This is a genomic window from Roseomonas alba (genome assembly GCF_019430885.1).
Taxonomy (GTDB): domain Bacteria; phylum Pseudomonadota; class Alphaproteobacteria; order Acetobacterales; family Acetobacteraceae; genus Neoroseomonas; species Neoroseomonas alba.
The window spans coordinates 413,066-438,331 of record NZ_JAHYBZ010000001.1 but is presented as its reverse complement, the minus strand read 5'-3'; the positions used below and the strand labels follow the sequence as shown (position 1 = coordinate 438,331).

Sequence of the window (25,266 nt, the reverse complement as noted above, 5' to 3'; positions counted from 1 at the left end):
GGCAGGGCCTCAGAATGGGCGGCACCGCCACCGCATGCAACGTGATGCTCTACCGTTCCGCAGGCGGCGCGAGTGCGGCACGGAAGAAGGCAATCGCATCCGCCCGGAAGGCCCGATGGAAGGCGGCGCGGTCGAAACCCGGGGGGTCGGCGCAGAGCCATGGCTCGGCCGCGCGGCGCTCGGGCCCGCAGGGCGGCGTGAAGACCCAGTGGTCGGCACCGGGCACCACGCTCGGCACGGGATGGCCCGGCAGCAGCGGGGCGATGGCCTCGGCGTGATTAGGCTCGGCGAGCAGCGAGTCGGCCTCGGCCCGCCACAGCCGCACCGCGGTCCCCGGCGGCACGCCGCGCATCCCGTCCCCGGCGAAGAGGAAGCCAAGCGCCGGCGCGGCCAGCATCGCGGCACGGAAGCGCGAATCGGGGGCCGTGAAGGCCGGCGCATCCGCTGCCGCCAAGGCGCTCTGCCCGAACGGCGAAAGGCAGAGCCGTTCCTGCGGCGCGACCTCGCACAGTGCCCGCCAGCGCGCCGGATCCGCGCGGCCGCCGATCAGCAGCATGGCCGCCGTCGCCCCGGCGGAATAGCCGAACACGCCCAGCCGCCCCGGATCGACGCGATCGCCCGCGCGCACCAGGACGGCGTCCAGCACCCGCGACGCCGTGCGCGCACGCGCCGCCATGCGCGCGAAAGCGTTCGGCGCGCTGCGATCGGCAACCTGCGTGAAGCCCGCCGCCGCGATGCCTGCCCCAGCCAGCGCGGCACCGAGCGGCGCGAGTTCCGACCAGCGACCTCCGGCGCCATGCAGCAGCAGGACCAGCGGCGCGCGGGTGGCACCGTCCGGCAGCCACAGCGCGGCTTCGAGAGGCGGCGTCCCGGAGACCTCGAACACCGTCTGCGCCACAGCGCCGCGGGCGAGCAGCGCCACCGAGACCAGAACCAGCGCGGCGACGCGGCGGATCACCCCTCCCCGCCCTCGGGCCCATAGAAGATCACCCAGGTCGCGAAGTCGGGCGAAAAATCCTCGAAACGATGCTCGGCATGAGCCGGGACCCAAAGCAGGTCGCCCGGCCCGAAGGGCGTCCGCATGCCGGCGCAGAAGAAGGTGCCGGTGCCGCGCACGACGACATAGGCCTCGTCACGCGTGTGAGGGGTTTGCGGGTCGGTGCCCTGGGGGGCGTACCAGCGGGCCTCGAAGGTCCCATGGCCGAAGATGCGCGCGGACAGGCGGCCGGGTTCGTTCGGCGCCGTGGCAGCCTCTGCGGCGGGGAAGGCATGGCGTGGCATGCGCGGATGCTGCGCGCGGCAGCGCGCCGGACGCAAGGGTGCAGCATCGATGCGGGCGCCGGCTCGGATGTCCGGGTTGCACCTGTCCGCTTGCAGAGGAGATTGGAGGGGCTTTGCCCCTCCAAACCACCCCGCCAAGTGCTTGGAGCACTTGGAACGCAGTCTGTTGGCGTTGGGCAGGATAGTCACCCTCCCTCCATCAAACGCCCGTCATGCGCGGGAGCGGGTGTGGGCTCCATTCCCCGGCGGGACATTTCCAAGGGCCCTGCCGATGCTCCCGATACTGCCGCAAAGGGGCCGAAACGGGCGCCGTGCGAACAATGCCGAGATCCGCCTCCGCGCACGAACGGCGCGTGGAGGGTACGGCATGCCTGTCCTGCCCAACGCCAACGGATTGCGGTCCAGGGGCTCCAAGCCCTTGGCGGGGTGAGGTTTGGAAGGGGCAGAGCCCCTCTCCAATCGCCATCTCACAAGATCAGAATGCGATCCGCCCCGCCGCCGCCAGCGCCAACAGCAGCGACGCGACATGCGTCGATTGCTGCACCGCCCCTTCGCGGATGATCCGCAGCACCTCGGGGACCGGGATCAGCTCGACGGCGATTTCCTCGCCATTGTCGAAGGACTGCACCCCGTCCGGCCGCGCCCCCAGCGCGAGTACCGTATGCACGCGGTTGGTATGCGTCGCCGGGTTGGGCCGCAGGCTCACCACGTGCCGCCACTCCGCGGCGGAATGCCCGGTCTCCTCGCGGAACTCGCGCTTCCCGGCCTCGACCGCATCGGCGTCAGCGGCATCCATCACGCCGCCAGGCAGTTCCAGATGCACCTCCTGCGCGCCGTGCCGGTACTGCCGGTTCATCACCAGGCGATCGTCATCGGTCAGCGCGACGACATGCACCCAATCCGCATATTCGAGCACGTAGAAGGGATCGACCACGTCGCCCGAGGGGGCGACGCAGCTATCGGCGCGCACGCGGATCCAGCGATCCGCGAGCACGATGCGGCTGGCCGTGACCTGCCAAGGCTTGAGCTGGCTCATTCCGCCGCGATCTGATGCGCCTGCGCATAGGCCTCGAGCGGCGCGCAGGAGCAGACCAGGTTGCGGTCGCCATAGACGTTGTCCACCCGCTTCACCGGCGGCCAGTATTTGCGCGCCTTCACGAAGGGCAGCGGGAAGGCCGCCTGTTCGCGGGTATAGGCGTGCGACCAGTCTTCCGCGGCGATCTCGGCCGCGGTGTGCGGCGCGTTCTTCAGCGGATTGTCGGCCTTGTCCATGCGGCCCTGCTCGACCGCACGGATCTCGGCGCGGATGGCGACCATCGCGTCGATGAAGCGATCCAGCTCGCCCTTGGGCTCGCTCTCGGTGGGTTCCACCATCAGCGTGCCGGCGACGGGCCAGGACATGGTCGGCGCATGGAAGCCGAAATCCTGCAGCCGCTTGGCGATGTCCTCGACCAGCACGCCGCCGCCCTGCTGGAAGCCGCGGCAGTCGAGGATGCATTCATGCGCGACCATGCCGTTCATGCCGCGATAGAGCACCGGGAAATGCGCTTCGAGCCGCTTCGCGATGTAGTTCGCGTTGAGGATCGCGACCTGCGTCGCGCGCTTCAGCGCCTCGGCCCCCATCATGCGGATATAGGCGTAGGAGATCGGCAGGATCGACGCCGACCCCCAGGGCGCGGCGGACACCACGATGTCCTTCGACCCGCCGCAATCCACCACCGGATGCCCGGGCAGGAAGGGGGCGAGTTCCCGCGTGACGCCGATCGGCCCCACGCCCGGCCCGCCGCCGCCATGCGGGATGCAGAAGGTCTTGTGCAGGTTCAGGTGGCAGACATCCGCGCCGATCGTCGCCGGCGAGGTCAGCCCCACCTGCGCGTTCATGTTGGCGCCGTCCATGTAGACCTTGCCGCCATGGGCGTGGATCAGGGCGCAGATCTCGCGGATCGTGCCCTCGAAGACGCCGTGCGTGGACGGATAGGTGATCATCAGCGCGGCGAGGTTCGCCGCGTGCTGTTCCGCCTTGGCCTTCAGGTCGGCGATGTCGACGGACCCGTCGCGATCCGTGCCGACCACCACCACGCGCATCCCCGCCATCGCGGCGGAAGCGGGATTGGTGCCATGCGCCGAGGCCGGGATCAGGCAGATGTCGCGATGCGTATCGCCGCGCGACAGGTGCCAGCCGCGGATCGCCAGCAGCCCCGCATATTCGCCCTGGCTGCCCGCGTTGGGCTGCAAGGACACCGCCGCGAAGCCGGTGATGCGGCACAGCCAGTCGGACAGGCGGTCGGTCAGCTCGCGATAGCCCTTCGCCTGGTCGACCGGCGCGAAGGGATGGATGACGCTGAAGCCCGGCAGGGTGACGGGCACCATCTCGGCCGTCGCGTTCAGCTTCATCGTGCAGGACCCCAGCGGGATCATGCTGCGGTTCAGCGCGACGTCCTTGTCCTCCAGCATCTTCAGGTAGCGGAGCATCGCGTGCTCCGAATGATGCGTGTTGAAGACGGACGCGGTCAGATAGGCGGAACGGCGTTCCAGCGCGGCCGGCAGGCCGCCTGCCGTCTCGCCCACCGCGACCGGCTTGCCGCCGGCCTCGGCCAGGACACCGACCAGCGCGTCGAGATCCTCGCGCGTCACCGTCTCGTCGAGCGCGATGCCGACGGTCGTCGCGTCGATACGCGCGAAGTTGAAGCCGCGCTTCAGCGCGGTCGCCATCAGCGCATCGGCCTTGGCGCCCGCGTCGAGCGCCACGGTGTCGAAGAAGGCATCATGCTTCAGCGCGAAGCCGGCCGCCTGCGCCGCGCCGGCGACGAGGCGCGCCAGCAGGTTCACCCGCGTCGCGATGCGCTTCAGCCCCTCCGGCCCGTGCCAGACGGCATAGAAACCGGCCATGACGGCCAGCAGCACCTGCGCGGTGCAGATGTTGGATGTCGCCTTCTCGCGGCGGATATGCTGCTCGCGCGTCTGCAGGGCGAGGCGCATCGCCGGCGCGCCCGCCGCATCCACCGACACGCCCACCAGGCGCCCCGGCATCAGCCGCTTATGCGCATCCTTCACAGCCATGTAGCCGGCATGCGGCCCGCCATAGCCCATCGGCACGCCGAAGCGCTGGGCCGAGCCCACCACGACATCGGCCCCCATCTCGCCCGGCGGCGTCAGCACGCAGAGCGACAGCGGATCGGCCGCGACGATGGCAAGCCCGCCGCCGGCCTGCACCGCCGCGATCTCGGGGGTCAGGTCGCGCACTTCGCCGGTCGTGCCCGGATACTGCACCACCAGGGCGAAGGGCTTCTCGGCCGTGACCTCGGCGACGATGGCCGCGACCGGCACGAACTTCACGCTGATGCCGAGCGGCGCGGCGCGCGTCGTCAGCACCGCCTTCGACTGCGGATGCAGGTCGTCGGCGGCGATCAGCAGATGCGACTTGCCGCGCGCGGCACCATGGGCGAGGTGCATCGCCTCGGCGATCGCCGTCGCCTCATCCAGCAGCGAGGCATTCGCCACCGGCAGGCCGGTCAGGTCGCTGATCATGGTCTGGAAGTTCACCAGGGCTTCCAGCCGCCCCTGCGCGATCTCGGCCTGGTATGGCGTATAGGCCGTGTACCAGCCGGGGCTCTCCAGCACGTTGCGCCGGATGACCAGCGGCGTATGCGTGCCGTGATACCCCATGCCGATCAGCGACTTGATGTCGGCGCGGTTGCGCAGCGCCATGGCGCGCAGCTCGGCGAGCAGTTCCAGCTCCGTCGCCGGTTCCGGCAGCCCCGCCATGTCCATGCCGAGGATCGCCGCCGGCACGGTCTTGGCGGCCAGGTCATCGAGGCTCGACGCGCCGACGACCTTCAGCATGGCCGCGATCTCGGACTCCGACGGTCCGATGTGGCGCGGGGCGAAGGCGTCGCCCGCCTCCAATGCCGCCAGCGTGTCGAGCGCCGTCATCAGAGCGTGTCCACATAGGCCGCATAGGCGGCTTCATCGAGCAGGGCAGCGATCTCGCCGGCATCGGCGGGTTCGATCTTGAAAAACCAGCCATCGGTGGTCGGCGCCGAATTGATGGTGCCGGGGTTGTCGGACAGCGCGCCGTTGACCTCGACGATCTTGCCCGCGATCGGGGCATAGACATCGGAGGCCGCCTTCACGCTCTCCACCACCGCGATGGCCTCGCCCGCGGTCACCTCGCGGCCGATTTCGGGCAGGTCCACGAAGACCACGTCGCCCAGCGCGTTCTGCGCATGGTCGGTGATGCCGACGGTGGCGATGCCACCATCCAGGCGCACCCATTCATGGTCCTTGGTGAATTTCGTCTCGGACATCGGGGCCGATCCTTCAGCGGGCGTAGCGGTGGGGAACGAAGGGCATGGGCGCGACGCGGGCGGGGATCGCCTTGCCGCGCACCATGAGGTCGAGGGCGGTGCCATCCGCGGCGTGGTCGCGCGCGACATAGCCCATGGCCATGGGGCCGTTCAGGGACGGGCCGAAGCCGCCCGAGGTGATCTCGCCGATGGCGGCACCGCCGGGCGCGTGGATGGGCGTGTGGCCGCGCGCGGGCTGGCGGCCGTCGGGCTTGATGCCGACGCGCAGGCGCTTCGTGCCGTTCGCGAGTTCCTCGCGCACGCGCTCCGCGCCCGGGAAGTTCCATTCGGTGCGGCGGCGCTTGCCGAGGGTCCAGGTCAGCGCGGCCTCGACCGGGCTCGTCGTCTCGTCGATGTCGTTGCCATAAAGGCAAAGCCCCGCTTCGAGCCGCAGCGAATCACGCGCCCCGAGGCCCGCCGGATGCACGCCCGGCAGTGCGAGCAGTGTGCGGGCGAAGCCCTCGGCAAGGTCCGCCGGGACCGAGATTTCGACCCCGTCCTCGCCCGTGTAGCCGGACCGCGAGACGAGCACGGGCACGCCCGCGATGTTGAACGATCCCACGCCCATGAAGCCGAGTTCCGCGATGCCCGGCGCCAGCGTCGCAATCGACGCGACCGCCTGCGGCCCCTGCAGCGCGATCAGCGCGCGGTCCGGCAGCGGCTTCAGCGTCACGCCGGCCGGCAGTACCGATTCGATGTAGGGCAGGTCGACATGCTTGCGGCTGGCATTGACCACCAGGAACAGCCGGTCGCCCAGGTTCGCGACCATGAAGTCGTCGAGGATGCCGCCGTCCGCCATGGTCAGCAGGCCGTACTTCTGGCGCCCGGGCTTGAGGATCTGCACATCGGCCGGCGTCACGCGCTCCAGCGCCGCGGCCGCCCCTTCGCCGACCAGTTCCGCCTGGCCCATATGGGAGACATCGAACAGCGCGGCCGTCTCGCGGCATTGCAGGTGCTCGGTCAGGATGCCGGCCGGGTACTGGACCGGCATGGCATAGCCCGCGAAGGGCACCATCCGTCCGCCCAGTTCGCGGTGCAGCGCCGCCAACGGCGTTTCGAGAAGCGTCTCGGTCGAATCGGCCACGGGTCCTCCCGCCGCATCGCGGCGTTCCGGGTTGAAAACCGTGGCCCCCCTCTGTCCATGGACCTGAGAGATTCGGCGGGGGCGCTTGCCTCGCCTTACTCCGTCGGTGCCGTGACCTTGCGGCCACGGGCTTTCCAGAGGCCCCTTCCCCGCGCGGCCCTCGATACCTGAGCGTTTCCGGGGGCCGGTTGCGCCTTCGGCGGGGACTCGCGTCCCTCTCTCCCGCGCGGGATCTGCGGGGTGGCCCTTCCTGACAGATCAGCCGGATCGGCGCAACGGCGTCGGGTGGGTGCGCCTACTCCGCCGCAGCCCGGCTGCGTGCGCGCGCCCGCGACCGGCACCAGAAATGCCGCACCACGAAGAAGGCCAGCGCCACGCCCGCCAGGACGCAGATCGACCAGAACAGCCGCTCCACCCCCAGCCAGGACCCGAGGAACCACCCCGCCGCGACGAAGCTCCCCGCCCAGATCCCGGCCGCGATGAAGTTCAGCACCACGAAGCGCGCCCAGTTGTATCCGGCCAGGCCGCAGACGAGCGACGCCACGTTGCGGATGCCATAGAGGAACCGGAAGGTCAGGATGAACAGCGTGCCGTATTGCTCGAGCAGCCGCGTCGCCGCCTCCACCCTCGGCTGGGATTTGGGAAACCGGCTCAGGATTCCCGGGCCGTAGCGGCGCCCCACATAGAACCAGGTCTGGTCGCCCAGATAGGAGCCGAGCCAGACGGAACCCAACAGGATCCACGGATCGACCATGCCGACCGTCGCCCCGATGGCGGCGGCAGCAAGGACGAAGGTTTCCCCTTCGAAAAATGCCCAGAGCGCGGCGCCCACATAGGCAAGCGCGCCCCATTCGGCCCAGAACTCGGCCAAGAGGAAGCCCCCGTGTTTCTTGCGGGACACAATGCCCGGTCGCGCCGTCCAAGGGAATGCCGAAGCATCACACCTCCGTCATCGGCCGGTCAAAACGTTGGATTTCCAGCGTATAGCCGGCCGGGTCCCGAAAGAATACGGATGTGACGCCATAGGCCGCGGCATGGAACGGCGGCCCCTGCACCGCCACGCCTGCCGCCAGCAGCCGCGCATGCCAGCCCTCGACGTCCGGATGCACCAGGCTGACCACGACACCGCCCTCCCGGCGGGGATCCTCGGTCGCGCGCGGCCCGCGCGCCCGGCAGACGCCCAGATACCCCTGCCCGCCCGCCACGGTCGCATAGATGCGGCAACTCCCCTGGTCGCGGACCAGCGTCAGGCCAAGCACCTCCTCATAGAAGCGCCAGCACGCCTCCGGCGCCTCGGCATAGAGGAAGGTCACCTGCTGGGCGAAGGGCACGGTCATGGCACGGACCATGGCGGCCCCGGCCCGCGCGCGCCAGCGCCAGATCCCCGCGCTGGCCACCCCATCCGAAAACCGGGATGATCCGCCCCTGCGGTCCGCCGAGGGCCGCGGAAATGCGCAGCGCAGGAGGGCCAGACCGCATGAGCGACCTCGCGAACAAGATCACCAGCCAGATCCCGCTGAAGGAGCCGGCCTGGCTCAAGGAATTCAAGGCCTTCATCATGCGCGGCAACGTCATCGACCTCGCCGTCGGCGTGGTCATCGGCGCCGCCTTCACCGCCATCGTCTCCTCGGTCGTCGAGGATCTGATCAACCCGATCGTCGGCATCCTGATGGGCGGGATCGACTTCTCGAACCTCTTCATCGTGCTGTTCGGCGAACGCCGCGCCTCGCTGGAAGCGACACGCCAGGGCGGCGCCTCGGTGATCGCGATCGGCTCCTTCCTCAACGCGGTGATCAAGTTCCTGATCGTCGGCTTCGCGGTGTTCTGGCTGGTGAAGATCCTGTCCAAGCTGCAGGCGTCGCAGGCGGTGGAAAAGGCGACAGCCAAGCCGGGACCGACGGCGACCGAGACGCTGCTGACGGAAATCCGCGACGAGCTGAAGGCGCAGCGCGGCGCGACACCGCCGGCGGGGTGAGAGACCGCGCCAACCCGGCTGCCGGCGCTGCCGGGAGGGGCTTCCCGATACTCTGAGGCCGGAGCCGGAGGGGCGCCGCCCCTCCGGACCACCCCGCCAGGCCACAGTGTGGCCTGGACCGCCGGTACCTGGCGCCGGGCGCGGCGTGCATGCTGCTCCTTCGCGGCACCCTTTGTGCGCACGGGCGTGTTTCGCCCCCAAACCTGACCGCAGGGCAAGGTTCTCGGCCGCCGATAGCGGGGTGACTTGGAGGGGGTCTCCGCCCCTCCAAGCGACGGCGGGGGCTACCGGGTCGTCAGGAAGGCCCTTGGCGCCCCTGACCGGACGCCGCGCGACTGCTCCGCGGAGCGCCAACAGGGTGCAGGCCCGGATGCCCGGCCCCCAAAGCCTCTCTGCGTCACGCGCCGAGGCGCAGTGCCCCTGACCCGACCAGCGCCGCGAGCCGCGCCGCCACCGCAACCTCCGCCGCCGCATCCAGGCCGAGCGCCGCCAGGATCGCCCGCGCCAGTTCCGCCTCCGTCAGCGCGCCGCGCCGCGCCAGCAGAGCCTCTGCCGTCGCCGCGATCTCGGCCGGCGGCACGGCGGCCGCGCGGCGCAAATGCGGCGCCGCGGCGCGCCGGTCGCGCGGCGTGACCTTGGTGTCGGCGGTCATCAGAAGGCCGGCGGCTTCAGCCACGCCATGCTGCGCCCTGGCGATGCCGATGGCTTGGCGGATCGCGTCCTTCTCCTTCGTCGTCAGGGAATCCCGCCCGGCGCAAAGCCGCAGCCGCTCGGCCAGGCTGTCCCCGGTGATCGGCGCCTCGACGCGCACCACCTCGGCAATGGCGGCGGCCAGTGTCGCGGCGGTCAGCGAATCAAGCGGTCCCTGCGCCAGGTCCGGCGCCGCCTCGCGATAAGGTTCGGCGAGACCGGGCTCCGACACCGGCGGCGGCGCGGCGGCTTCCGGTGCGACCACGGGCGCGGCGCCCAGTGCCGTCCGCACCTTCGCCGCCTCGGCCTCGGGCCGCGCATACCAGGCAAGCGACCACGCCCGGGCGAGCTTCCAGCCCATCATCTCCAGCGCCGCGGGCCGGCCGCGCTCGCGGTCGCGGGCGCAGCGCAGTGCCGCCCAATCGCCGGCATCGGCCTCGATGCCGAGTTCGTAGCCCTGCTCCCCCTTGGCCGCGACGTCCAGGAACAGCCCGGCCAGACCGACATGCGGCACGGCGTCCTTGCCGGCCGCGCGCACGGCTTCCGCGATCGCCTCGGTGATCGGGCTGCCCATGCGGTCGCTCCCGCCGCGCGGCGCCGCAGCCGGTCCGGCAGCGAAGGCGAGGAAGGTCTTGAGCGCCGCCACGCCGCGCCCCGAGGCGCGTTCGAGGTCGATGTCATCCGCCCCGATGCCGGAGAAGACGATGCAGCGCTTCTTCGCCCGCGTGATCAGCACGTTCAGCCGCCGCTCGCCGCCCTCGGCAGACAAGGGTCCGAAGCGCATGGCCAGCTTACCATCCTTGCCGCGCCCATAGCCGACCGAGATCAGGATCGCGTCGCGCTCATCGCCCTGCACGTTCTCGAGGTTCTTCACGAAGAAGGGCTCGTCGGCATGGTTGGCGAAGAAGGCATCGGCGGAGGGGTCCGCGCGTCGAGCCGCCTCGACCGCATCCGTGATCGCATCGCGCTGGCGGATGGAGAACGCCGCGACGCCGAGCGTATCCCCCGGCGTTTCCTTCGCATGCCGCATCACGGCCTGCGCGACCGCCTCGGCCTCGGCGCGGTTGACCCCCTCGCCCGTCTCCCAGGCGCCATCCACCCGCACCAGCGACAGGCCGAGCAGCGCCGAACGCGGGCGGGGGCTCGGCAGCACCAGCAGCCGGTTCTCGTAGAATTCAGCATTGCTGGTGGCGATCAGGCTCTCGTGCCGCGACCGGTAATGCCAGCGCAGCATCGCCGACGGCACGCCGCGCGCATTGCACAGGCCAAGGACGGATTCCACGTCGCGCGCCGCCACCGCCTCGGGCGCGTCTTCCGGGGCGACATCATCCTCCTCGCCCGTCATGCGCTGGAAGAACCGGGTCGGGGGCATCTGCTTGTCGTCGCCCACCACCACCACCTGGCGGCAGCGCGCGATCGCACCCAGCGCATCGACGGGTTCGACCTGCGATGCCTCGTCCATCACCATCAGGTCGAAGGTCAGGCCCGGCCGCAGCCCGTGCGGCGGGGCGAGGAACTGCGCGACCGAGAGCGGGCTCATCATGAAGATCGGCTTCGCCGCCTGCACGGCGGGGGAAGCGCGCAGCAGCAATTCGCGCACCGGCAGGTGACCGCGCTTCTTCTCCATCTCGCCGCGGATGACGGTCATGCCCGGCATGCCGTCGCGCACCTGCTTCACCCGGTCGGCATGGGCGCGCGCGGCCTCGGCGCGGGTCAGGGCGATGCGGGCGCGGTCGGCCTCGCGGAACTCCGCGACCAGCCGGTCGTATCCGGCGGCGTCGAAGGCGGCGAGGTCGGGATGCGTCGCCGTCGCCGCCCGCAGCAGCGATTCGTGCAGCGCATAGGCGAAGGCGTCCTCGGCCGCGTCCGGCGCCAGGCGGCCATCCTGCAACCGCTCCACCACCGCCCCCAGCCCCTGGGCCTGCGCCAGCGCCCGGCGCCAGCCCTGCCACAGCGGCAGCGCCTCCGGCCGCATCGCCCACTCGCCCAGGCGATCGGCCAGCGCCGCGAAGGGCGGATCGGCACTGCCGAAGGCCGCGACGGGATCGAGGCCGGTCGCCTGCTGCACCTCGGTCCAGGCCATGGCCGCGGCTTCAAGCAGCGCCGCATCGCCGGTCGGCGCATCAGCGGCCAGCGCCATCGCGGCCTCCGGCCCATGCTTCTGCCGCCACAGGATCAGGGCGGACATGGCGGAGGGATCGGTGTCCTCCCCCTTCCACAGGCTGCCGAAGGCCGCCGCGCCCAGTGCATTGCCGCCGCGCACCCGCGCCCGCGCCGCCTGTCCGGCGATGGCCGCGCTCAGCGCCGCGACCGGGTCGGCGCCATCCCGCGCGACGCGCGCGCCGACCTCCTGCGCCGACCGCCGCGCCGAATTCAGGAAGCCGAAGAAGCCGCCGGAGGAAGCCAGCGCCGCCCGCGCCTCCTCCAGACCCGGCACATCCAGCGCCCCGGGCCGCAGGCGCGGATCACGCTTCGCGATGGCGAGTTGCGCCACCGCCTCGGTCAGAGAGATCAGCGGCGCCGGATCGGCCCGCCAGGCCGCGCTGGCCATGGCGTGCTTGTCATGCGGCGGCGCCTCCCGCAGCGCCGCCGCCGCGCGCAGACGCGCAGCCACCGCCGCCGGTCCCGCCGTCCCGCCTGCCGAGGCCCCGGCGGCCGCGAAGGCGCGAATCCAGCCCGGCAGGCGCTGCATCAAGCGGTCAGCATCGGCCGGCCCCAGATCCGCCGTCACGCCGCGCCACGGATTGTGCGCGCCATCCGCTTCGGTCGCGCGGGCAGCAAGATCGCGCAGCGCATCGCGCTTCGTCGCGATCGTCGCACCGTCCCAACTTCCGGCTTCGAGCGTGAAGTCGGGCACCGCGACGCCGCGCCGACGCAGCCCGACCAGCGTGCCGATCACCTGGTGCAGCGGCATCCCCGATGCCCCCGCCGTGCCGCGCATCGCCGCCGCATGGCGGTTCAGCCTTCCGCGCAGCGTGGCCAGCCGTTCGATCACCGCGTCGCGGTTCGGCTTCGGCGGCGGCGGCAGGGCGAGCGTCGCACGCAGCTCATCCATCACGGCGCGCTTCGACTGCTTCTCCGAATGCAGTTCCAGGCAGGCGGCGCCGAGGCCGATCTGCTCCAGCCTTCGCTTCACCACTTCCAGCGCCGCGAGCTTCTCCGCGACGAACAGCACGGACCGACCATCCAGCACCGCCTGCGCGAGGATCGTCGCGATGGTCTGCGACTTGCCCGTCCCCGGCGGCCCCTGGATCACCACATGCCCGCCGCGCCGGACGGATTCCGCGGCCAATGCCTGCGACCCGTCCATGTCCATCACATGGTCCAGGCGCTCGACCGGGATCGCCTCATCCACATCGGCGTCGTCGGGAAAAGTCGGCGGCGCCGAAAGCGGTTCCCCACCCACCAGCGTTCGCACCAACGGATGGTCGCCGAGGCCGGGATTCTCCTCCGGCCCCAGGTCGCGCCACATCAGGAACTTGGCGAAGCTGAACAGCCCCAACGCCAGCGCATCCGGATCGACCGACCATTCCGCGCGATCCTTCACCGCGCCGGCCACGGCCTCCGCCCAGGCGGTCGGGTTGTAGGCCTCGGCGTCGAACTCCGGCAGGGCGGTGCCGAAATTGACCTTCAGCATTTCGCGCAGGGACAGGTTCTCGGCGACCTCGGTCGTGCCAGCGCGCAGCCGGAAGGTCTGCGACACACCCTCCCGTTCCAGCGTCACCGGCAGCAGGGCGAGCGGCGCGCGGCGTTCCGTCTCCGGTGTGCCGGGATCGCGCCAGGTCAGCGTGCCGAGGGCGAGGTTGAGCGTCGGCACGCCCGTCTCCTCCCGCGCCGTGCGCGCATCCGTCATCAGGTCGCGCAGGCGGCGGGCGAGGTCGGACGGCGGAAGCTGGACGCGCAGCTTGTCGTCGCGCTGGTGTTCCTCCCGCGTCGCGGTGCCGTCCGCGCGCGACACGCCCTCGGCCTTGGCCGCGGATTTCGAGCTGCGCCGCCGCCGTGGCTTCGCGCCCTCGGCGGACGGCGCGTCGGGCGCTTCCTCGCCGGCTGCCTCGAAGCCGAAGGCGCGGCCGGACCCAAGCGCGCCGATCACGAAATCCGCATCCTCATCGTCGAGGATCAGCACGCCGCGCGACCGCCCCGGCCGCGGCAGCGACAGCAGCCGGTTGCGCGTGGACAGGTCGAGCAGCGCGCGGCGCGCCTCCTCGAGGGCCTGACGAAGATCGGTCATGGCGTCCCTATACTCCGCTCAATGATCGGCGGCGCCCAGCAACCGCCGCAGGCGCAGCTCCTCGAGGTCCAGCTCCTCGGTCAGGCGACCCATCAGCTCCTCGTCCAGCCCGTCTTCCTCGCGATGGCGCAGCAGCCGGTCGCGGCCGGCGCGCAGCGCGTGCAGCCGGTGCTCCAGCCGCGCCGCCCGCTCGGCCGCGATCGCGCCCTGGTTCACCCCATCCAGCAGGCGCACCCGGTCGCGGTATTCGGGCAGCAGGTCCTGGGCGATGGCGCCGGCAAGCAGATCCTCCGCCCGCCGCTCCATCTCCCGCAGCGAGGCATGGGCGACGAGCGTCCGCGCGGCCGCTTCCTCGACCGACATGCCGGTGCGCCGGGTCTCCTCGACGCCGAGGCGCCGGATCACCCATTCCAGCGTGGTCCCCTGCAACACCAGCGTCGCGAGAATGGCGCAGAAGGACAGGAAGACCAGCAGGTCGCGCTCGGGGAAGGTCACCGGCAGCGACAGGGCTGCGGCCAGCGACACCACGCCCCGCATCCCCGCCCAGCACAGCACGGTGATGTGCCCCCAGGGCGGCATCGGATCGTGCCGGCGGATCGAGGGGAATTGCCGCGGCAGCCAGCTCGCCGGAAACACCCAGACGAAGCGCGAGACGATCAGCACCGCCGAGACCGTCCCCGCCAGCAGCGCCAGGTGCCACCCGTGATAGTCGTGCAGCCGGTCAAGGATGCCGTTGAGCTGCAAGCCGATCAGGATGAAGACCATGCTGTTCAGCACGAATTCGATGAAGGTCCAGACCGCGCGCGATTCGCTGCGGGTGCGGGCGGTGAAGCTGTGCTGCGCCCGCCCCAGCACCAGCCCTGCCGTCACCACGGCGATGACGCCGGACAAATGGAAGGCTTCCGCCGCGAAGAAGGCGGCGAAGCAGGCGATGAAGGAGGCCGCGGTCTCCAGCAGCGAGTCCTGCAACCGCCGACCCGCCAGGATGACGAGCCGCCCGATCGCCCAGCCCACCGCCACCCCGCCGACCGAGACGGTGATGAAGGTGATCCCGGCCTCGGACCAGGAGAAAGTGCCCGCCATCATGGCCACCACCGCGAAGCGGTAGAGCACCAGCGCCGTGGCGTCGTTGATCAGGCTTTCGCCTTCCAGCACGGTGACGAGCCGCCGCGGCAGGCGCAGCTTCTGCAACACGGCGCTCGCCGCCACGGCATCGGGCGGTGCGACGATGGCGCCGAGCGCGATCGCCGCCGCCCACGGAAAGCCCGGGATCAGCAGCTTCACCGCCGCGGCGATGCAGAAGGCGGTGAACAGCACCGCGCCGACCGCCAGCAGCAGGATGGGCCGGATGCTGGTCTTGAAGGCCGCCCAGTCGGTGCGGATCGCGCTGACCTGCAACAGCGGCGGCAGGAAGAAGGCGAGCGCGAATTGCGGGTCGAGCTCCACCTCCGGCATGCCCGGAATGAAGGCGATCGCCATCCCCCCCAGCACGAGCACCACCGGATAGGGCAGCCGGATGCGGCGCGCGAGCAGCGCGAAGCCGACGCAGGCCGCCATCAACGCCAGAAGAACCTGAAGGATCGCCATCGCGGCGAAACTGCCAAGACCGGGGACGCCTGGGAAGCGGGGCTTGGGAGTCGGGGCGAGGCTTCCCATTTTGGGAAGCATGCTCGACGCCCCCCTTCCCCCCACTGACGATCCCCTGCTGGACGCCTATTCCCGCGCCGTCACCTCGGCCGTGTCGCGGGTCGGCCCCGCCGTGGTGCATGTCGCCGCGCGCCACGAGGCCCGCGGCGGCACCGGCTCCGGCGTCGTCATCTCCCCTGATGGGCTGGTCCTGACCAATGCCCATGTCGTCGCCGGCGCCACGGCCCTCGAGGCCATGGCGCCGGATGGCCGCCGCTTCCCGGTCCGGCTGCTCGGCCAGGACCGCGCCACCGACATCGCCGTCCTCCGCGCCGAGGCGCAGGGCCCGTTGCCCGTCGCCGAGCTCGGCAGTTCGGCTGGGCTGCGGCCTGGCCAGGTGGCGATCGCCATCGGCAACCCGCTCGGCTTCGCCAATACGGTGACGGCCGGCATCGTCAGCGCCGTGGGCCGTGCCCTGCCCTCCCGTGGCGGTTGGCCGGTCGAGGATCTGATCCAGACCGACGCCGCGCTGAACCCGGGCAATTCGGGCGGGGCGCTCGCCGATTCCGCCGGCCGCGTGATCGGCATCGCGACGGCGGTGATCGCCGGCGCGCAGGGCCTCTGCTTCGCCGTCGCCGCGGACACCGCCCGGCTGGTGCTGAGCCAGGTGCTGCGCTTCGGGCGGGTGCGCCGTGCCGTGCTCGGCATCGCCGTGGAACGCGTCCCCGTGCCGCGTCGCCTTGCCCGCGCGGCGGGGCTGGAGGAGCAGACCTTCGGTGCCCGCATCGCCAAGCTGGTCCCGAACGGCCCCGCCGCGGCGGCCGGACTGCGCGAGGGCGACGTGATCCTCGCCATCGACGGCCTCGCCGCGACCGGCGCGGATGCGCTGCTGCGCGCGCTGCATGGCGAGCGCGTCGGCGTCCCGGCGGAGATCCTTGCCCTGCGCGGCGCCGAGGTGCTGCGCGTCACGGCAACGCCGGCGGAGCGTGAGACGACGGGCTGAAAGGCAAAGGAGTCCCGGGGAGAGTTCGTGCCCTCATGCGCGCAGAGATTGACGCTCGACTGATGCGGCGGAGAGGGGCTTCAGCCTCCCCACGAAAGGCCGAATGGCCTTCCTGACAGCCCCGGCACGCTCACTGTGGACGTTGGAGGGGCTTTGCCCCTCCAAACCACCCCAGCAAAGGCCGAAAGGCCTTTGCAAACCTCGACCTGGCGCCGCGCGCCACGGCCGGAAATGCTGCCGGAACCCGCCTTCGCGCACCAAACCCGCTGACCGCATGAGGCATCCCCGTTCCGCCCCGCCCCAGGTGTTGGTTTCCAAAGGCCCCGTGGCCTTTGGCGGGTGGGGGTGCGGGGGAGGGCAGAGCCCTTCCCCGCTCCGACCGCAGCATCCTCGGCCCTCGCGCGGCGCGGCGCCGTTCGATCCCTTGGCCGCCCTGCGCACCCAGCCGCGCTGCGGACCCTGCCTCGATCAACCTAGAGGCCTCACCGATACCCCATCCTGTCGAGATACGGCCCGAACGCCGCATCCAGCATGGCCCGCTCCGCCCCCTCCAATTCCCTCACATGCCGTTCGGGCAGCGCCTTGTTGCGGTGGGTGAAGGCGATGTGCCCGGCATAGAAGCGCACCAACCAGTTCGGTGTCCCCAGCCCCAGATGGGCCTTGATGGCGTCGATCGCCGCATCCATCCGGAAGGCGCAGGTCTCGTAGCGGACTTCGAGTACCCCCGGCAGCCCATGCCAGGCATCGAGGTCCGACAGGTATCCGCGCACGCGCGCGGCCGCGTCCTCAAGGGTCACGAACTCCGCGAAGGCCGCCTGCCCTTCCGCCCGCGCGGCACGCCCCGCGTCGCAGAGCGACAGGCAGATGTCGCGCGGATCGCGATGGTTCACGATGGCCTTCGCCGCCCCGCGCGTCGCCAGCGCGGCATACGCCGCGATCCACTCCGCACCTGGCCGGTCATGCGTCTTGATCACCAGGATGCGGTCGCCGGCCCGTCGCGCCGCGGCGTCCAGCAGCGCCGGATCCAGCACCTGGTGGAAATTCACCTTGTGGCCCGGCGAGGAGAGCGGCGCCGGCAGCAGCCGCTGCGAATGCCCGGCGAAGCGCGCCGCGGCGCGCGCGATCTGGAAGGCAAGGGTGCTGCCCGACTTCGGAATGCCGTAGCTGAAGACGAGCATCGCCCGGCGCTCAGCCGTCGGCGCGCGGAACCCAGGGGATGCGGCCGACCTCGATGCCCTCGTCCTTCAGCGCCTCGGCCTCGGCGTCGGAGGCCTCGCCGAAGATGCCCCGGGCATCGGCCTCGCCGCGATGGATGCGGCGCGCCTCCTCGGCGAAATCCTTGCCGACATAGTCGCAGTTCTTCTCGACCTCGGCCCGCAGCTTCTGGAGCATGGCGCGAAGCTGCGCCGGCATCGGCCCGGCGGCGGCCTGTGGCGCCTCGGCCGGCGCGGCGGCGGGGGGCGCTTCGGGAGCAGGCGCCGGCACCACGGCGTTGCGCGCCGGGCGGCCCTTCTTCGGGATGGCGGGCGCCATCAGGGCGCGTTCGACCTTGGTACCGCCGCAGACGGGACAGTCCACCAGACCAGCCTTGCTCAATGCCTCGAAGGCGCCGCTGTCCTTGTACCAGCCATCGAAGGCGTGTTCCTCGCCCGTGCTGGTGCAGCGCAACTGGTAGTGGATCATCGCTCCATCGTTCCCGGCGGGCCGTCCATCATGCCCTTGAACCTCATGTGGCACTCCGATGACGAGAGTGCCAGAGGCCGCGTCAGGCCGCCAGCAGAGGATCGAGCTTGCCCGCCCGGTCCAGCGCCGCGAGGTCATCCGACCCGCCGACCGCCTGCCCGTCGATGAAGATCTGCGGCACGGTGGTGCGCCCGCCGGACCGCTTCACCGCATCGGCCCGCGCGGCGGACCCGTTCGGAGCGTAGATCTCCTCGTAAGCGACGCCCTTGCGATCCAGCAGCGCCTTGGCGCGCGCGCAATAGGGGCAGAAGTCCTGAACGTAGATCTCGATCTTGGCCATGCCGCCAGAATTGGCGCAGCGCAGCAGGAGATCAAGCCGTCCCGAGACGCGGATCAGGCACGCGTGCCGCGGCGAGCACATCGACCCCCGCGGCCCCGGCGCCGAGCAGCGCGACCGCACAGGCCTCCGCAGTGGCGCCCGAGGTCATGACATCGTCCACCAGCAGCACCTGCCGACCCGCCAGCCGCCGCGCCCCGCTGCGGGACACGGCGAAGGCGCCCTCGACCGTCGCGGCGCGTTCGGCCGCGCTCTTGCCGCCCAGCGCCTCCGTGGCGCGGATCCGGCGCAGCATGTCCGGCACCACGGGGATGGCCGCGATGCGCCCGACCGCCTGGGCCAGCAGCGCCGCCTGGTCGTAGCGCCGCGCGACCAGCCGCCGCCAATGCACCGGGACCGGGACGATGATCTCGGCGCGCGCCAGCAGGGCCGCCCCGGCGCGTGCCATGTGCCGCGCCAGCGGCCGGGCGAGGTCCGTCCGGTCGCCATGCTTGAAGGGCAGAATCAGACGCCGGGCACCCTCCCCGTAGCGAAAGGCCGCCCGCGCCGTCCGGAAGGCCGGCGTCCGGTTCCGGCAGGCGCCGCAGAGCAACCCGCCTTCCCCTGCCTCGCCCTGCCCCTCATGGGCGAAGGGCACGCCGCAACGGGCGCAGAAGGGTGCCGTGACGGGCGTCAGCGCCGTGAAGCACGCGGCACAGAGCGTGCCGTGCTCCGCCACCTCCGCCTCGCAGGACAGGCAGCGCGGTGGCAGCAGCGCGTCGAGCAGCGCCGCCGAGGCCCGTCGCGCCCCATGGGCCAGGCGATGCAGCCCGGCCGGCACCTCAGGCCCAGGCGCCGAAGGGCGCGTCGCCGTCCTTCGCCACCTCATGCACCAGGTCGATCTCCCAGGAGAGGTATTCGCGCATCGCTTCCTCCACCCCGGAATTCCGGTCGTAGGGACGGAGGTAGAAGTCGGCGCAGTCCTCATCCGCCGGGTCGCGGCGGTCGGCGGCGAGCGGGAACCCCGCCGCGGCCCAGGCCTTGGTCCCGCCGGCGAGGATCTTCACCGGCGCCTTCGCGAACCCCTGCAATTCCGCGGCGGCGAGCCGCGCCTGCGCCTCCACCGGGGCAGCGACGACGATCTGCCGGTCCCCGGTGAGCCGGTCCGCCAGCCGCGCGAGCCGCGTGCGGATGCCCCACAGCGCGCCCGGCACATGCCCGTCGCGGAAATCGATCGACCGGGCGAGGTCCACCACCTGCGCCGCCCCCTCGGCCGCCAGCGCCGCCAGCTCGGCGGGCGCGACGTGCGGCACGCGGACCGCCTCGGCCTCGGGCACCTCCGGGACCGCGCCGCCCTGTTCCAGCCGCCCCTCCAGCCCGTCGGTCAGGACGTACACCTCCCAGCCCCCGAGCTCCCGTAGCCAGCCGCCGGTCATGCGCGCGCGCACGCCGGTATCGTCCACCAGCACGATCCGCGCCCCACGCACCGCGACCCATTGGTCGGTCGCCTGCACCAACTGCCCGCCCGGCGCCGAGCGGCTGCCCAGCAGATGCCCCGCCGCGAATTCCGCCGGATCGCGGACATCGAGCAGATAGGTCGTCCGGTGCCCCTCCAGCCGGTCCAGTTCCGCCCGGGTGATGAACCGCACGCCGTTCTTGCGCGCGAATCGGTCGGCGCGCGTGAAGGCCTGCTCCGACCCGGCAGGGAGGCGTTCCGGATACCGGTCCGAGCGCCCCCGGTCACAGGTGAAGCCCGCCAGTTCCCATCCCATCGTGCCGTTGCGCAGCGCCACCACCTTGTTCGGCACCCCCGCGCTGCGCAGCGATTCCGCCCCCAGGATCGACCGCGTCCGCCCCGCGCAATTCACCACGATGGTCGTGTCCGGCCGGGTGACAAACTCGCCGATGCGATAGACCAGCTCCCCGCCCGGCACGTTCACCGCGGTCGGGATGGTCATGCGGTGGAATTCGTCCATCGGCCGGCTGTCCAGCACCACCATGTCGGTGCCGCTGTCCATCATGGCCTTCAGCTCCGCCGGGTCGACCGACGGCGTCCCGTAGTGATGCTCCACCCATTCCCCGAAGGCCTTGGACGGCACGTTCACCCCGGAAAACGCCGTGTATCCCGCCGCGATCCAGCCCGGTGTGCCGCCGGCGAGCACCGACACATCGGTGCAGCCCATCCCGGCCAGATAATCCGCGAGACGCCCGGCATATCCTTCCCCGCCATCGACGCAGACCACGCGCACATCACGCCGCGGCAGCAGGCTGCGCGCCCGCATCTCCATCTTCGACAGGCCGCAGGGCACCGCCCAGAACAGGTGGGACCGGCCGAACTCCCCATCCTCCCGCGCATCCAGGATGGCGAGTTCGCCCCCATCCCGGATCCAGCCCTTCAGCGTGGCGGCGTCGATCGACTTCGGCATGCGGTCCCACTCCCTGGTCGAGGCGGACGCTACGGCGGAATCACCGCGCCGGGAACCTCTCGGGACCCGCTTGCCGCCGCGCCGCGCCGGGCGCATCTGTCCGCCATGGCCGACCCGACCGCCGTCTTCGACCGCCGCCTGGTGCGGCTCCGCCGCGACCGATCGGCCGCGACCCAGCACCGCGTCGCGCCGATCCTCGAGGAAGCGGCCGATCGCCTGCTGGACCGGCTGGACGACACGACGCGGCGCTTCACCCGCGCGCTCGAGATCGGCGGCCGCGGCCTGATCGCCCCGCGCCTCGCCGCGCGCGGGATCGGACACATCATCTCCGCCGACCTCTCTCCCGCGCTCGCCGCGCGCGGCGGCGGCGTCCCCGTCGCGTTGGACGAGGAATGGCTCCCCTTCGCCCCGGCCAGCTTCGATCTGGTCGTCGCCTTCCTCGACCTGCATTGGGTGAACGACCTGCCCGGCGCGCTGGTCCAGCTCCGTCGCGCCATGGTCCCCGACGGGCTGTTCCTCGCCCTGTTGCCCGGCCTGCCCACCCTGCAGGAGCTCCGCACCGCGACCATCTCGGCCGAGACGGAACTGCGCGGCGGCCTGTCCCCTCGCGTCTCCCCCTTTCCCGAACTGCGCGACGGCGCCGGCCTGCTGCAACGCGCCGGCTTCACCATGCCCGTCGCGGATGCCGAGGAGTTGCCCCTCCTCTACCGCGACCCCTTCGCCCTGTTCGCCGACCTGCGCGCCGCCGGCGAGACCAACGCGGTACTGACCCGCGACGGGCGCATACCGCCCCGCGCGCTGTTCCCGCTCGCCGCCGCGCACATGCCCCGCGATGCGCAGGGCACGCCCGCCACGCTGCGCCTGATCGCGCTGACCGGCTGGTCGCCCGGCGAAGGCCAACCCCAGCCCGCCCGGCCCGGCAGCGCGACGACGCGCCTCGCCGACGCCCTTGGTGCCAAGGAACACGGCACCGGAGAGAAGACCGGCCGCTGACGGGCCGTGTCCCGGCTGCTTCCGGGCTGAGGCGTTGGAGGGGCGCCGCCCCTCCAAACCACCCCGCCAAGTGCTTGGAGCACTTGGAACGCAATCCGTTTGGCACCGGGCGCGACGGGCATGCTGCCCCCGCAAGACGCGCTTGGTGCGCGAGAGCGGGTTTCGGCATCCATGCCGCCCGCGGTGCACGATGCCAAAGCGAGGTTTCCAAGGGCCCTCCGGCCTTTGGCGGGGTCAGGCGGAGCGAGGGCAGCGCCTCTCTCGGTTCCACGGCGGACGCATCGCGGTCATGAGGACGGCCTTCGCAAACCGTAGCTTGGCATCGTGCGCCGCCGACAGAATGGTTGCCGAAACCCGCTCTCGCGCACCAAGCGCGCTGGGAGGGTGCAGCATGAGTTCTCCGCCCGGCGCCAACAGATTGCGGTCCAGGGGCTCCAAGCCCCTGGCGGGGTGGTCCGGAGGGGCGGAGCCCCTCCGGCTTCTTCCCGCGGACCCAGCCGGATCATCGGAACACCCACTGGACGATCACCGTCCGGCGCATGCCTGCACCCGGCACCGGGCGCTGAGCCTCTCCTTGCAACCGGGGGTGCGCGGGAGCATCTTCGGCGCTCACGTCACGCAAGGTTTCTGGACAGTTTTGATGGAGCAGCACGGCGGCGAACCGCGTCGGATCATCATCCACCGCCCCGAGGATTTCGAGGGCATGCGCAAGGCCGGCCGCCTGGCCGCCGAGACGCTCGACATGATCGCGCCCCACATCCGCCCTGGCATCACGACGGGCGAGATCGACCGGCTGTGCCACGACTTCATGATCGCGCACCACGCCATCCCGGCGACGCTCGGCTATCGCGGCTACACCAAGTCGACCTGCACCTCGGTCAACCATGTGGTCTGCCACGGCATCCCGGGCGACCGCGTCCTGGCCGATGGCGACATCGTCAACATCGACGTCACCGTCATCCTCGATGGCTGGTATGGCGACAGCAGCCGCATGTACGTTGCGGGCACGCCGTCGACCAAGGCACGGCTGCTGATGGACGTGACCTATGAATCGATGATGCGCGGCATCGCAGCGGTGAAGCCGGGGGCGACGCTCGGCGATGTCGGCCACGCCATCCAGACCTATGTCGAGAAGCAGCGCTTCTCGGTGGTGCGCGACTTCTGCGGCCACGGCATTGGCCGCCACTTCCACGCGCCGCCCAACGTGCTGCATTTCGGCCGGCCCGGCGAAGGCCCCAAGCTGCGCCCGGGCATGTTCTTCACCATCGAACCCATGGTGAATGCCGGCCGGCCCGAGGTGAAGATCCTCGACGATGGCTGGACCGCCGTGACGCGCGATCGTTCGCTCTCGGCGCAGTACGAGCACATGGTCGGCGTGACCGAGACCGGGGTGGAGATCTTCACCCTCTCCCCCGCCGGCCTGCACAAGCCGCACCTGGCCGGCTGATCCCACGGGGCGTCAGTCGAGCGGTTTGATTTTCGGCGCCGATAATCTACCTTGGGTTGGGTATCCGCCGGGCGGTCCGGCGGCGCCCGCGGAGCCGGCATGGCGCGACCCAAGCATTTCGCCGAGGCCAGCCCCGGCCTGCTCGCCGACCTGGTCCCAGCCTCGACCGGCGACGCCGATCCCCCCGGCCATCTCGGCCATCGCGCCCGCATGCGCGGCAAGCTGCTGACCGCCGGCCCCGACGCGCTGCTCGACCACGAATTGCTGGAAATGGTGCTCTTCCTCGCCCTGCCGCGGCGGGACACCAAGCCGATCGCCCGCGCGCTGCTCGCCCGCTTCGGCTCCTTCGCCAATGCCCTCTCCGCCCCGCTGCAGGACCTGCGCGAGATCGAGGGCCTGGGCGAGGCCGGCGCCGCCGCCCTACGCACCGTCCAGGCCGCCGCCCTGCGTCTCGCCCGCGCGGAAGTCCTCGACCGCCCCGTCCTCAACAACTGGGACCGCCTGCTCGCCTACCTCACCGCCGCCCTGTCGCGCGAAAGGGTCGAGCAGTTCCGCGTCCTCTTTCTCGACACCCGCAACCGCCTGATCGCCGACGAGGCCCAGGCCCGCGGCACCGTGAACCACACCCCCGTCTATCCGCGCGAGGTCGTCCGCCGCGCCCTCGAACTCCAGGCGACGGCGCTGATCCTGGTCCACAACCACCCCTCGGGCGACCCCTCCCCCTCCCGCGCCGATCTCGACATGACGCAGGAAGTGAAGGCCGCCGCGGCGAGCCTTGGCATCGTGCTGCACGACCACCTGATCATCGGCAACGGACACCACCTCTCCTTCCGTCGCGAAGGCTTCCTCTGATCGGGGCATGCGCCGTCCGGCGCATGTTCGCCTCCGGCGCCGGCCCGCGTGCGATGACAGCATCCAAAATGGGCGGGCGCGCGCCGGTGCCGGACTGTCCGAACGATCACTGAAGGATTTCGCGCGGCGTGCGTCCGGTCACGCCGGACCCGTTGACCACCCAGGGGCCAACCCGGCACGCTCCGGTCCATGCGCTCCATCCTGCCGCTCGTCGCGTTCGCCGCCGCCTGCGCCGCGCTGCCGGCCCTCGCCCAGAAGCCGGGCCAGGGCTGGGGCGGCGGGTCACTCGGCAACCTCCCGCCCCCGCCCACGCAGCAGGGGCCGCAATTCACCCCACAGCCGCAACGCCCGCAGGCACGGCCGCAGATGGCGCTGCCGCGCGACAAGCCCCCGCCGCTCGGCGGCCAGCAGGCCTTCCCGCGGCCCCCGCAGCCCGGAGCTGGGCCCCGTCCCCCCAGCCAGATGGCCGCGCTGCCGCGCGACAAGCCGCCGCCGCTCGGTGGCGGCCGCGCACCCGGTCCGCAGGCAGGCCTCGGCCCCAGTCCAGGGCCACAGGCGGGGGGCCGACAGCCGCCGCGCCCGGTCTCCTCCGGCACCGGCTTCGTCGTGGCACCGCGCCAGGTCATGACGAACCACCATGTCGCCGCCGGCTGCACGGCCATGACCGCGCGTACCCAGGGCGGGCAGGACATCGCGGCCACCGTCATCGCCGTCGACGAGGAACGCGACCTCGCCCTGCTGCGCACCGACGCCGATGCCGGCCCGGTCCTGTCCTTCCGCCGCAGCACCGCCGTCCGCCGCGGCGAGAACGTCGTGACCTACGGCTTCCCGCTCGCCGGGCTGCTCTCCTCCGGTCCCACCCTGACCACGGGCGACGTATCCGCCCTCGCCGGGCTGGGTGACAACCCGCGCCAGATCCAGATCAGCGCGCCGGTGCAGCAGGGCAATTCCGGCGGGCCGCTGCTGGATCTGCACGGCCAGATCGTCGGCGTCATCGTCTCCAAGCTGAATGCCCAGCGCATCGCCCAGGCGACCGGCGACATCCCGCAGAACGTGAACTTCGCGGTGAAGCACACCGAGGCCATCGACTTCCTGCGCGAACACGGCGTGCAGCCGCAGATGGAAGAGCCGACCGGCGCGCTGCGCACCGCCGCCGAGATCGGCGAGGTCGCGCACGCCTCGACGCTGTTCCTGCGCTGCCTGCGCTGAAATCCGGCGGAGAATCGCGCGACGAAGGCCAGAGAGGGGCTTTGCCCCTCCCCGGAAATCGGAGGGGCGCTGCCCCTCCGAACCACCCTGCCGGTGCCTGGAGC

21 protein-coding genes and 2 riboswitches are annotated in these 25,266 nt (G+C 71.6%); of the genes, 6 read left to right on the top strand and 15 right to left on the bottom strand.

Annotation, left to right across the window (positions count from 1 at the left end; all coding sequences use genetic code 11):
• Window positions 1-49: 49 nt before the first annotated feature.
• The 8 genes from KPL78_RS01990 to KPL78_RS01955 form a co-directional block, all read right to left on the bottom strand.
• Window positions 50-958, bottom strand: coding sequence for an alpha/beta hydrolase family protein (locus KPL78_RS01990; RefSeq protein ID WP_219761000.1), 909 nt, complete (start codon window positions 956-958; stop codon window positions 50-52).
• Entirely contained in the window at window positions 955-1,281 is a 327-nt protein-coding gene (locus KPL78_RS01985; protein ID WP_219760998.1) for a cupin domain-containing protein, read from the bottom strand. Before KPL78_RS01985 ends, KPL78_RS01990 begins: the two co-directional genes overlap by 4 nt.
• A gap of 475 nt (window positions 1,282-1,756) precedes the next feature.
• Window positions 1,757-2,317 (bottom strand): NUDIX hydrolase, encoded by a 561-nt coding sequence (locus tag KPL78_RS01980; protein ID WP_219760997.1) that lies wholly within the window; start codon window positions 2,315-2,317, stop codon window positions 1,757-1,759.
• Window positions 2,314-5,214: an aminomethyl-transferring glycine dehydrogenase gene (gene gcvP / locus KPL78_RS01975; RefSeq protein WP_219760996.1), complete on the bottom strand. Its 2,901-nt coding sequence runs from the start codon at window positions 5,212-5,214 to the stop codon at window positions 2,314-2,316. Before gcvP ends, KPL78_RS01980 begins: the two co-directional genes overlap by 4 nt.
• Complete coding sequence (gene gcvH, locus KPL78_RS01970) at window positions 5,214-5,588, bottom strand: glycine cleavage system protein GcvH (protein ID WP_219760995.1); 375 nt, start codon at window positions 5,586-5,588, stop codon at window positions 5,214-5,216. Before gcvH ends, gcvP begins: the two co-directional genes overlap by 1 nt.
• A gap of 13 nt (window positions 5,589-5,601) precedes the next feature.
• Entirely contained in the window at window positions 5,602-6,711 is a 1,110-nt protein-coding gene (gene gcvT / locus KPL78_RS01965; RefSeq protein WP_219760994.1) for a glycine cleavage system aminomethyltransferase GcvT, read from the bottom strand.
• 48 nt (window positions 6,712-6,759) lie between these two features.
• Window positions 6,760-6,852, bottom strand: a riboswitch (glycine riboswitch).
• 3 nt (window positions 6,853-6,855) lie between these two features.
• A riboswitch (glycine riboswitch) is annotated at window positions 6,856-6,946 on the bottom strand.
• 60 nt (window positions 6,947-7,006) lie between these two features.
• Window positions 7,007-7,582 (bottom strand): DedA family protein, encoded by a 576-nt coding sequence (locus KPL78_RS01960; protein WP_219760992.1) that lies wholly within the window; start codon window positions 7,580-7,582, stop codon window positions 7,007-7,009.
• A 67-nt stretch (window positions 7,583-7,649) separates the two neighbouring features.
• A complete protein-coding gene (locus KPL78_RS01955) occupies window positions 7,650-8,048 on the bottom strand; it encodes a VOC family protein (RefSeq protein ID WP_219760991.1) in 399 nt (132 codons plus the stop codon).
• Window positions 8,049-8,188: 140 nt separating this feature from the next.
• Here KPL78_RS01955 and mscL point away from each other — a divergent pair, with 140 nt between their 5' ends.
• Window positions 8,189-8,686 (top strand): large conductance mechanosensitive channel protein MscL, encoded by a 498-nt coding sequence (mscL, locus tag KPL78_RS01950; protein WP_219760990.1) that lies wholly within the window; start codon window positions 8,189-8,191, stop codon window positions 8,684-8,686.
• Between the two features lie 397 nt (window positions 8,687-9,083).
• On the opposite strand, the gene KPL78_RS01945 is transcribed toward mscL, so the two are convergent.
• Both KPL78_RS01945 and KPL78_RS01940 read right to left on the bottom strand, forming a co-directional pair.
• A complete protein-coding gene (locus tag KPL78_RS01945) occupies window positions 9,084-13,607 on the bottom strand; it encodes a DUF4011 domain-containing protein (protein WP_219760988.1) in 4,524 nt (1,507 codons plus the stop codon).
• A gap of 18 nt (window positions 13,608-13,625) precedes the next feature.
• Complete coding sequence (locus KPL78_RS01940) at window positions 13,626-15,194, bottom strand: Na+/H+ antiporter (RefSeq protein ID WP_219760986.1); 1,569 nt, start codon at window positions 15,192-15,194, stop codon at window positions 13,626-13,628.
• 79 nt (window positions 15,195-15,273) lie between these two features.
• On the opposite strand from KPL78_RS01940, the gene KPL78_RS01935 reads away from it, so the two are divergent.
• Window positions 15,274-16,236, top strand: coding sequence for a S1C family serine protease (locus tag KPL78_RS01935; protein ID WP_219760979.1), 963 nt, complete (start codon window positions 15,274-15,276; stop codon window positions 16,234-16,236).
• Window positions 16,237-16,718: 482 nt separating this feature from the next.
• Here KPL78_RS01935 and KPL78_RS01930 read toward each other — a convergent pair whose 3' ends face one another.
• The 5 genes from KPL78_RS01930 to KPL78_RS01910 form a co-directional block, all read right to left on the bottom strand.
• Complete coding sequence (locus tag KPL78_RS01930) at window positions 16,719-17,414, bottom strand: hypothetical protein (protein ID WP_219760978.1); 696 nt, start codon at window positions 17,412-17,414, stop codon at window positions 16,719-16,721.
• Between the two features lie 10 nt (window positions 17,415-17,424).
• On the bottom strand, window positions 17,425-17,919 hold the full coding sequence (locus KPL78_RS01925) for a DUF1178 family protein (protein ID WP_219760976.1): 495 nt from the start codon (window positions 17,917-17,919) through the stop codon (window positions 17,425-17,427).
• A gap of 82 nt (window positions 17,920-18,001) precedes the next feature.
• Complete coding sequence (gene grxC, locus KPL78_RS01920; RefSeq protein ID WP_219760974.1) at window positions 18,002-18,259, bottom strand: glutaredoxin 3; 258 nt, start codon at window positions 18,257-18,259, stop codon at window positions 18,002-18,004.
• A 31-nt stretch (window positions 18,260-18,290) separates the two neighbouring features.
• A complete protein-coding gene (locus KPL78_RS01915; RefSeq protein ID WP_369412596.1) occupies window positions 18,291-19,076 on the bottom strand; it encodes a ComFC family protein in 786 nt (261 codons plus the stop codon).
• A 1-nt stretch (window position 19,077) separates the two neighbouring features.
• A complete protein-coding gene (locus KPL78_RS01910; RefSeq protein ID WP_219760971.1) occupies window positions 19,078-20,661 on the bottom strand; it encodes a rhodanese-like domain-containing protein in 1,584 nt (527 codons plus the stop codon).
• Window positions 20,662-20,766: 105 nt separating this feature from the next.
• On the opposite strand from KPL78_RS01910, the gene KPL78_RS01905 reads away from it, so the two are divergent.
• From KPL78_RS01905 to KPL78_RS01890, 4 genes are all read left to right on the top strand, one after another.
• Window positions 20,767-21,654 carry a methyltransferase domain-containing protein gene (locus tag KPL78_RS01905; RefSeq protein WP_219760969.1) on the top strand — a complete coding sequence of 296 codons (888 nt, stop codon included), beginning with the start codon at window positions 20,767-20,769 and terminating at the stop codon, window positions 21,652-21,654.
• Window positions 21,655-22,294: 640 nt separating this feature from the next.
• On the top strand, window positions 22,295-23,101 hold the full coding sequence (gene map, locus KPL78_RS01900; RefSeq protein WP_219760968.1) for a type I methionyl aminopeptidase: 807 nt from the start codon (window positions 22,295-22,297) through the stop codon (window positions 23,099-23,101).
• 99 nt (window positions 23,102-23,200) lie between these two features.
• The gene (gene radC, locus KPL78_RS01895; RefSeq protein ID WP_219760967.1) at window positions 23,201-23,953 is read left to right on the top strand and encodes a RadC family protein; all 753 of its coding nucleotides are present in this window, start codon (window positions 23,201-23,203) and stop codon (window positions 23,951-23,953) included.
• A gap of 189 nt (window positions 23,954-24,142) precedes the next feature.
• Window positions 24,143-25,162 carry a S1C family serine protease gene (locus KPL78_RS01890; RefSeq protein WP_219760965.1) on the top strand — a complete coding sequence of 340 codons (1,020 nt, stop codon included), beginning with the start codon at window positions 24,143-24,145 and terminating at the stop codon, window positions 25,160-25,162.
• Window positions 25,163-25,266 lie beyond the last annotated feature (104 nt).

Coding starts and splice junctions, on each gene's coding strand:
- radC (WP_219760967.1), top strand. CDS start 23,201: ATGGCGCGACCCAAGCATTTCGCCGAGGCCAGCCCCGGCCTGCTCGCC.
- KPL78_RS01905 (WP_219760969.1), top strand. CDS start 20,767: ATGGCCGACCCGACCGCCGTCTTCGACCGCCGCCTGGTGCGGCTCCGC.
- KPL78_RS01945 (WP_219760988.1), bottom strand. CDS start 13,607: ATGACCGATCTTCGTCAGGCCCTCGAGGAGGCGCGCCGCGCGCTGCTC.
- mscL (WP_219760990.1), top strand. CDS start 8,189: ATGAGCGACCTCGCGAACAAGATCACCAGCCAGATCCCGCTGAAGGAG.
- KPL78_RS01985 (WP_219760998.1), bottom strand. CDS start 1,281: ATGCCACGCCATGCCTTCCCCGCCGCAGAGGCTGCCACGGCGCCGAAC.
- KPL78_RS01890 (WP_219760965.1), top strand. CDS start 24,143: ATGCGCTCCATCCTGCCGCTCGTCGCGTTCGCCGCCGCCTGCGCCGCG.
- KPL78_RS01925 (WP_219760976.1), bottom strand. CDS start 17,919: ATGATCCACTACCAGTTGCGCTGCACCAGCACGGGCGAGGAACACGCC.
- grxC (WP_219760974.1), bottom strand. CDS start 18,259: ATGGCCAAGATCGAGATCTACGTTCAGGACTTCTGCCCCTATTGCGCG.
- KPL78_RS01980 (WP_219760997.1), bottom strand. CDS start 2,317: ATGAGCCAGCTCAAGCCTTGGCAGGTCACGGCCAGCCGCATCGTGCTC.
- KPL78_RS01935 (WP_219760979.1), top strand. CDS start 15,274: ATGCTCGACGCCCCCCTTCCCCCCACTGACGATCCCCTGCTGGACGCC.
- KPL78_RS01910 (WP_219760971.1), bottom strand. CDS start 20,661: ATGCCGAAGTCGATCGACGCCGCCACGCTGAAGGGCTGGATCCGGGAT.
- map (WP_219760968.1), top strand. CDS start 22,295: ATGGAGCAGCACGGCGGCGAACCGCGTCGGATCATCATCCACCGCCCC.
- gcvP (WP_219760996.1), bottom strand. CDS start 5,214: ATGACGGCGCTCGACACGCTGGCGGCATTGGAGGCGGGCGACGCCTTC.
- KPL78_RS01940 (WP_219760986.1), bottom strand. CDS start 15,194: ATGGCGATCCTTCAGGTTCTTCTGGCGTTGATGGCGGCCTGCGTCGGC.
- KPL78_RS01930 (WP_219760978.1), bottom strand. CDS start 17,414: ATGCTCGTCTTCAGCTACGGCATTCCGAAGTCGGGCAGCACCCTTGCC.
- gcvH (WP_219760995.1), bottom strand. CDS start 5,588: ATGTCCGAGACGAAATTCACCAAGGACCATGAATGGGTGCGCCTGGAT.
- KPL78_RS01955 (WP_219760991.1), bottom strand. CDS start 8,048: ATGACCGTGCCCTTCGCCCAGCAGGTGACCTTCCTCTATGCCGAGGCG.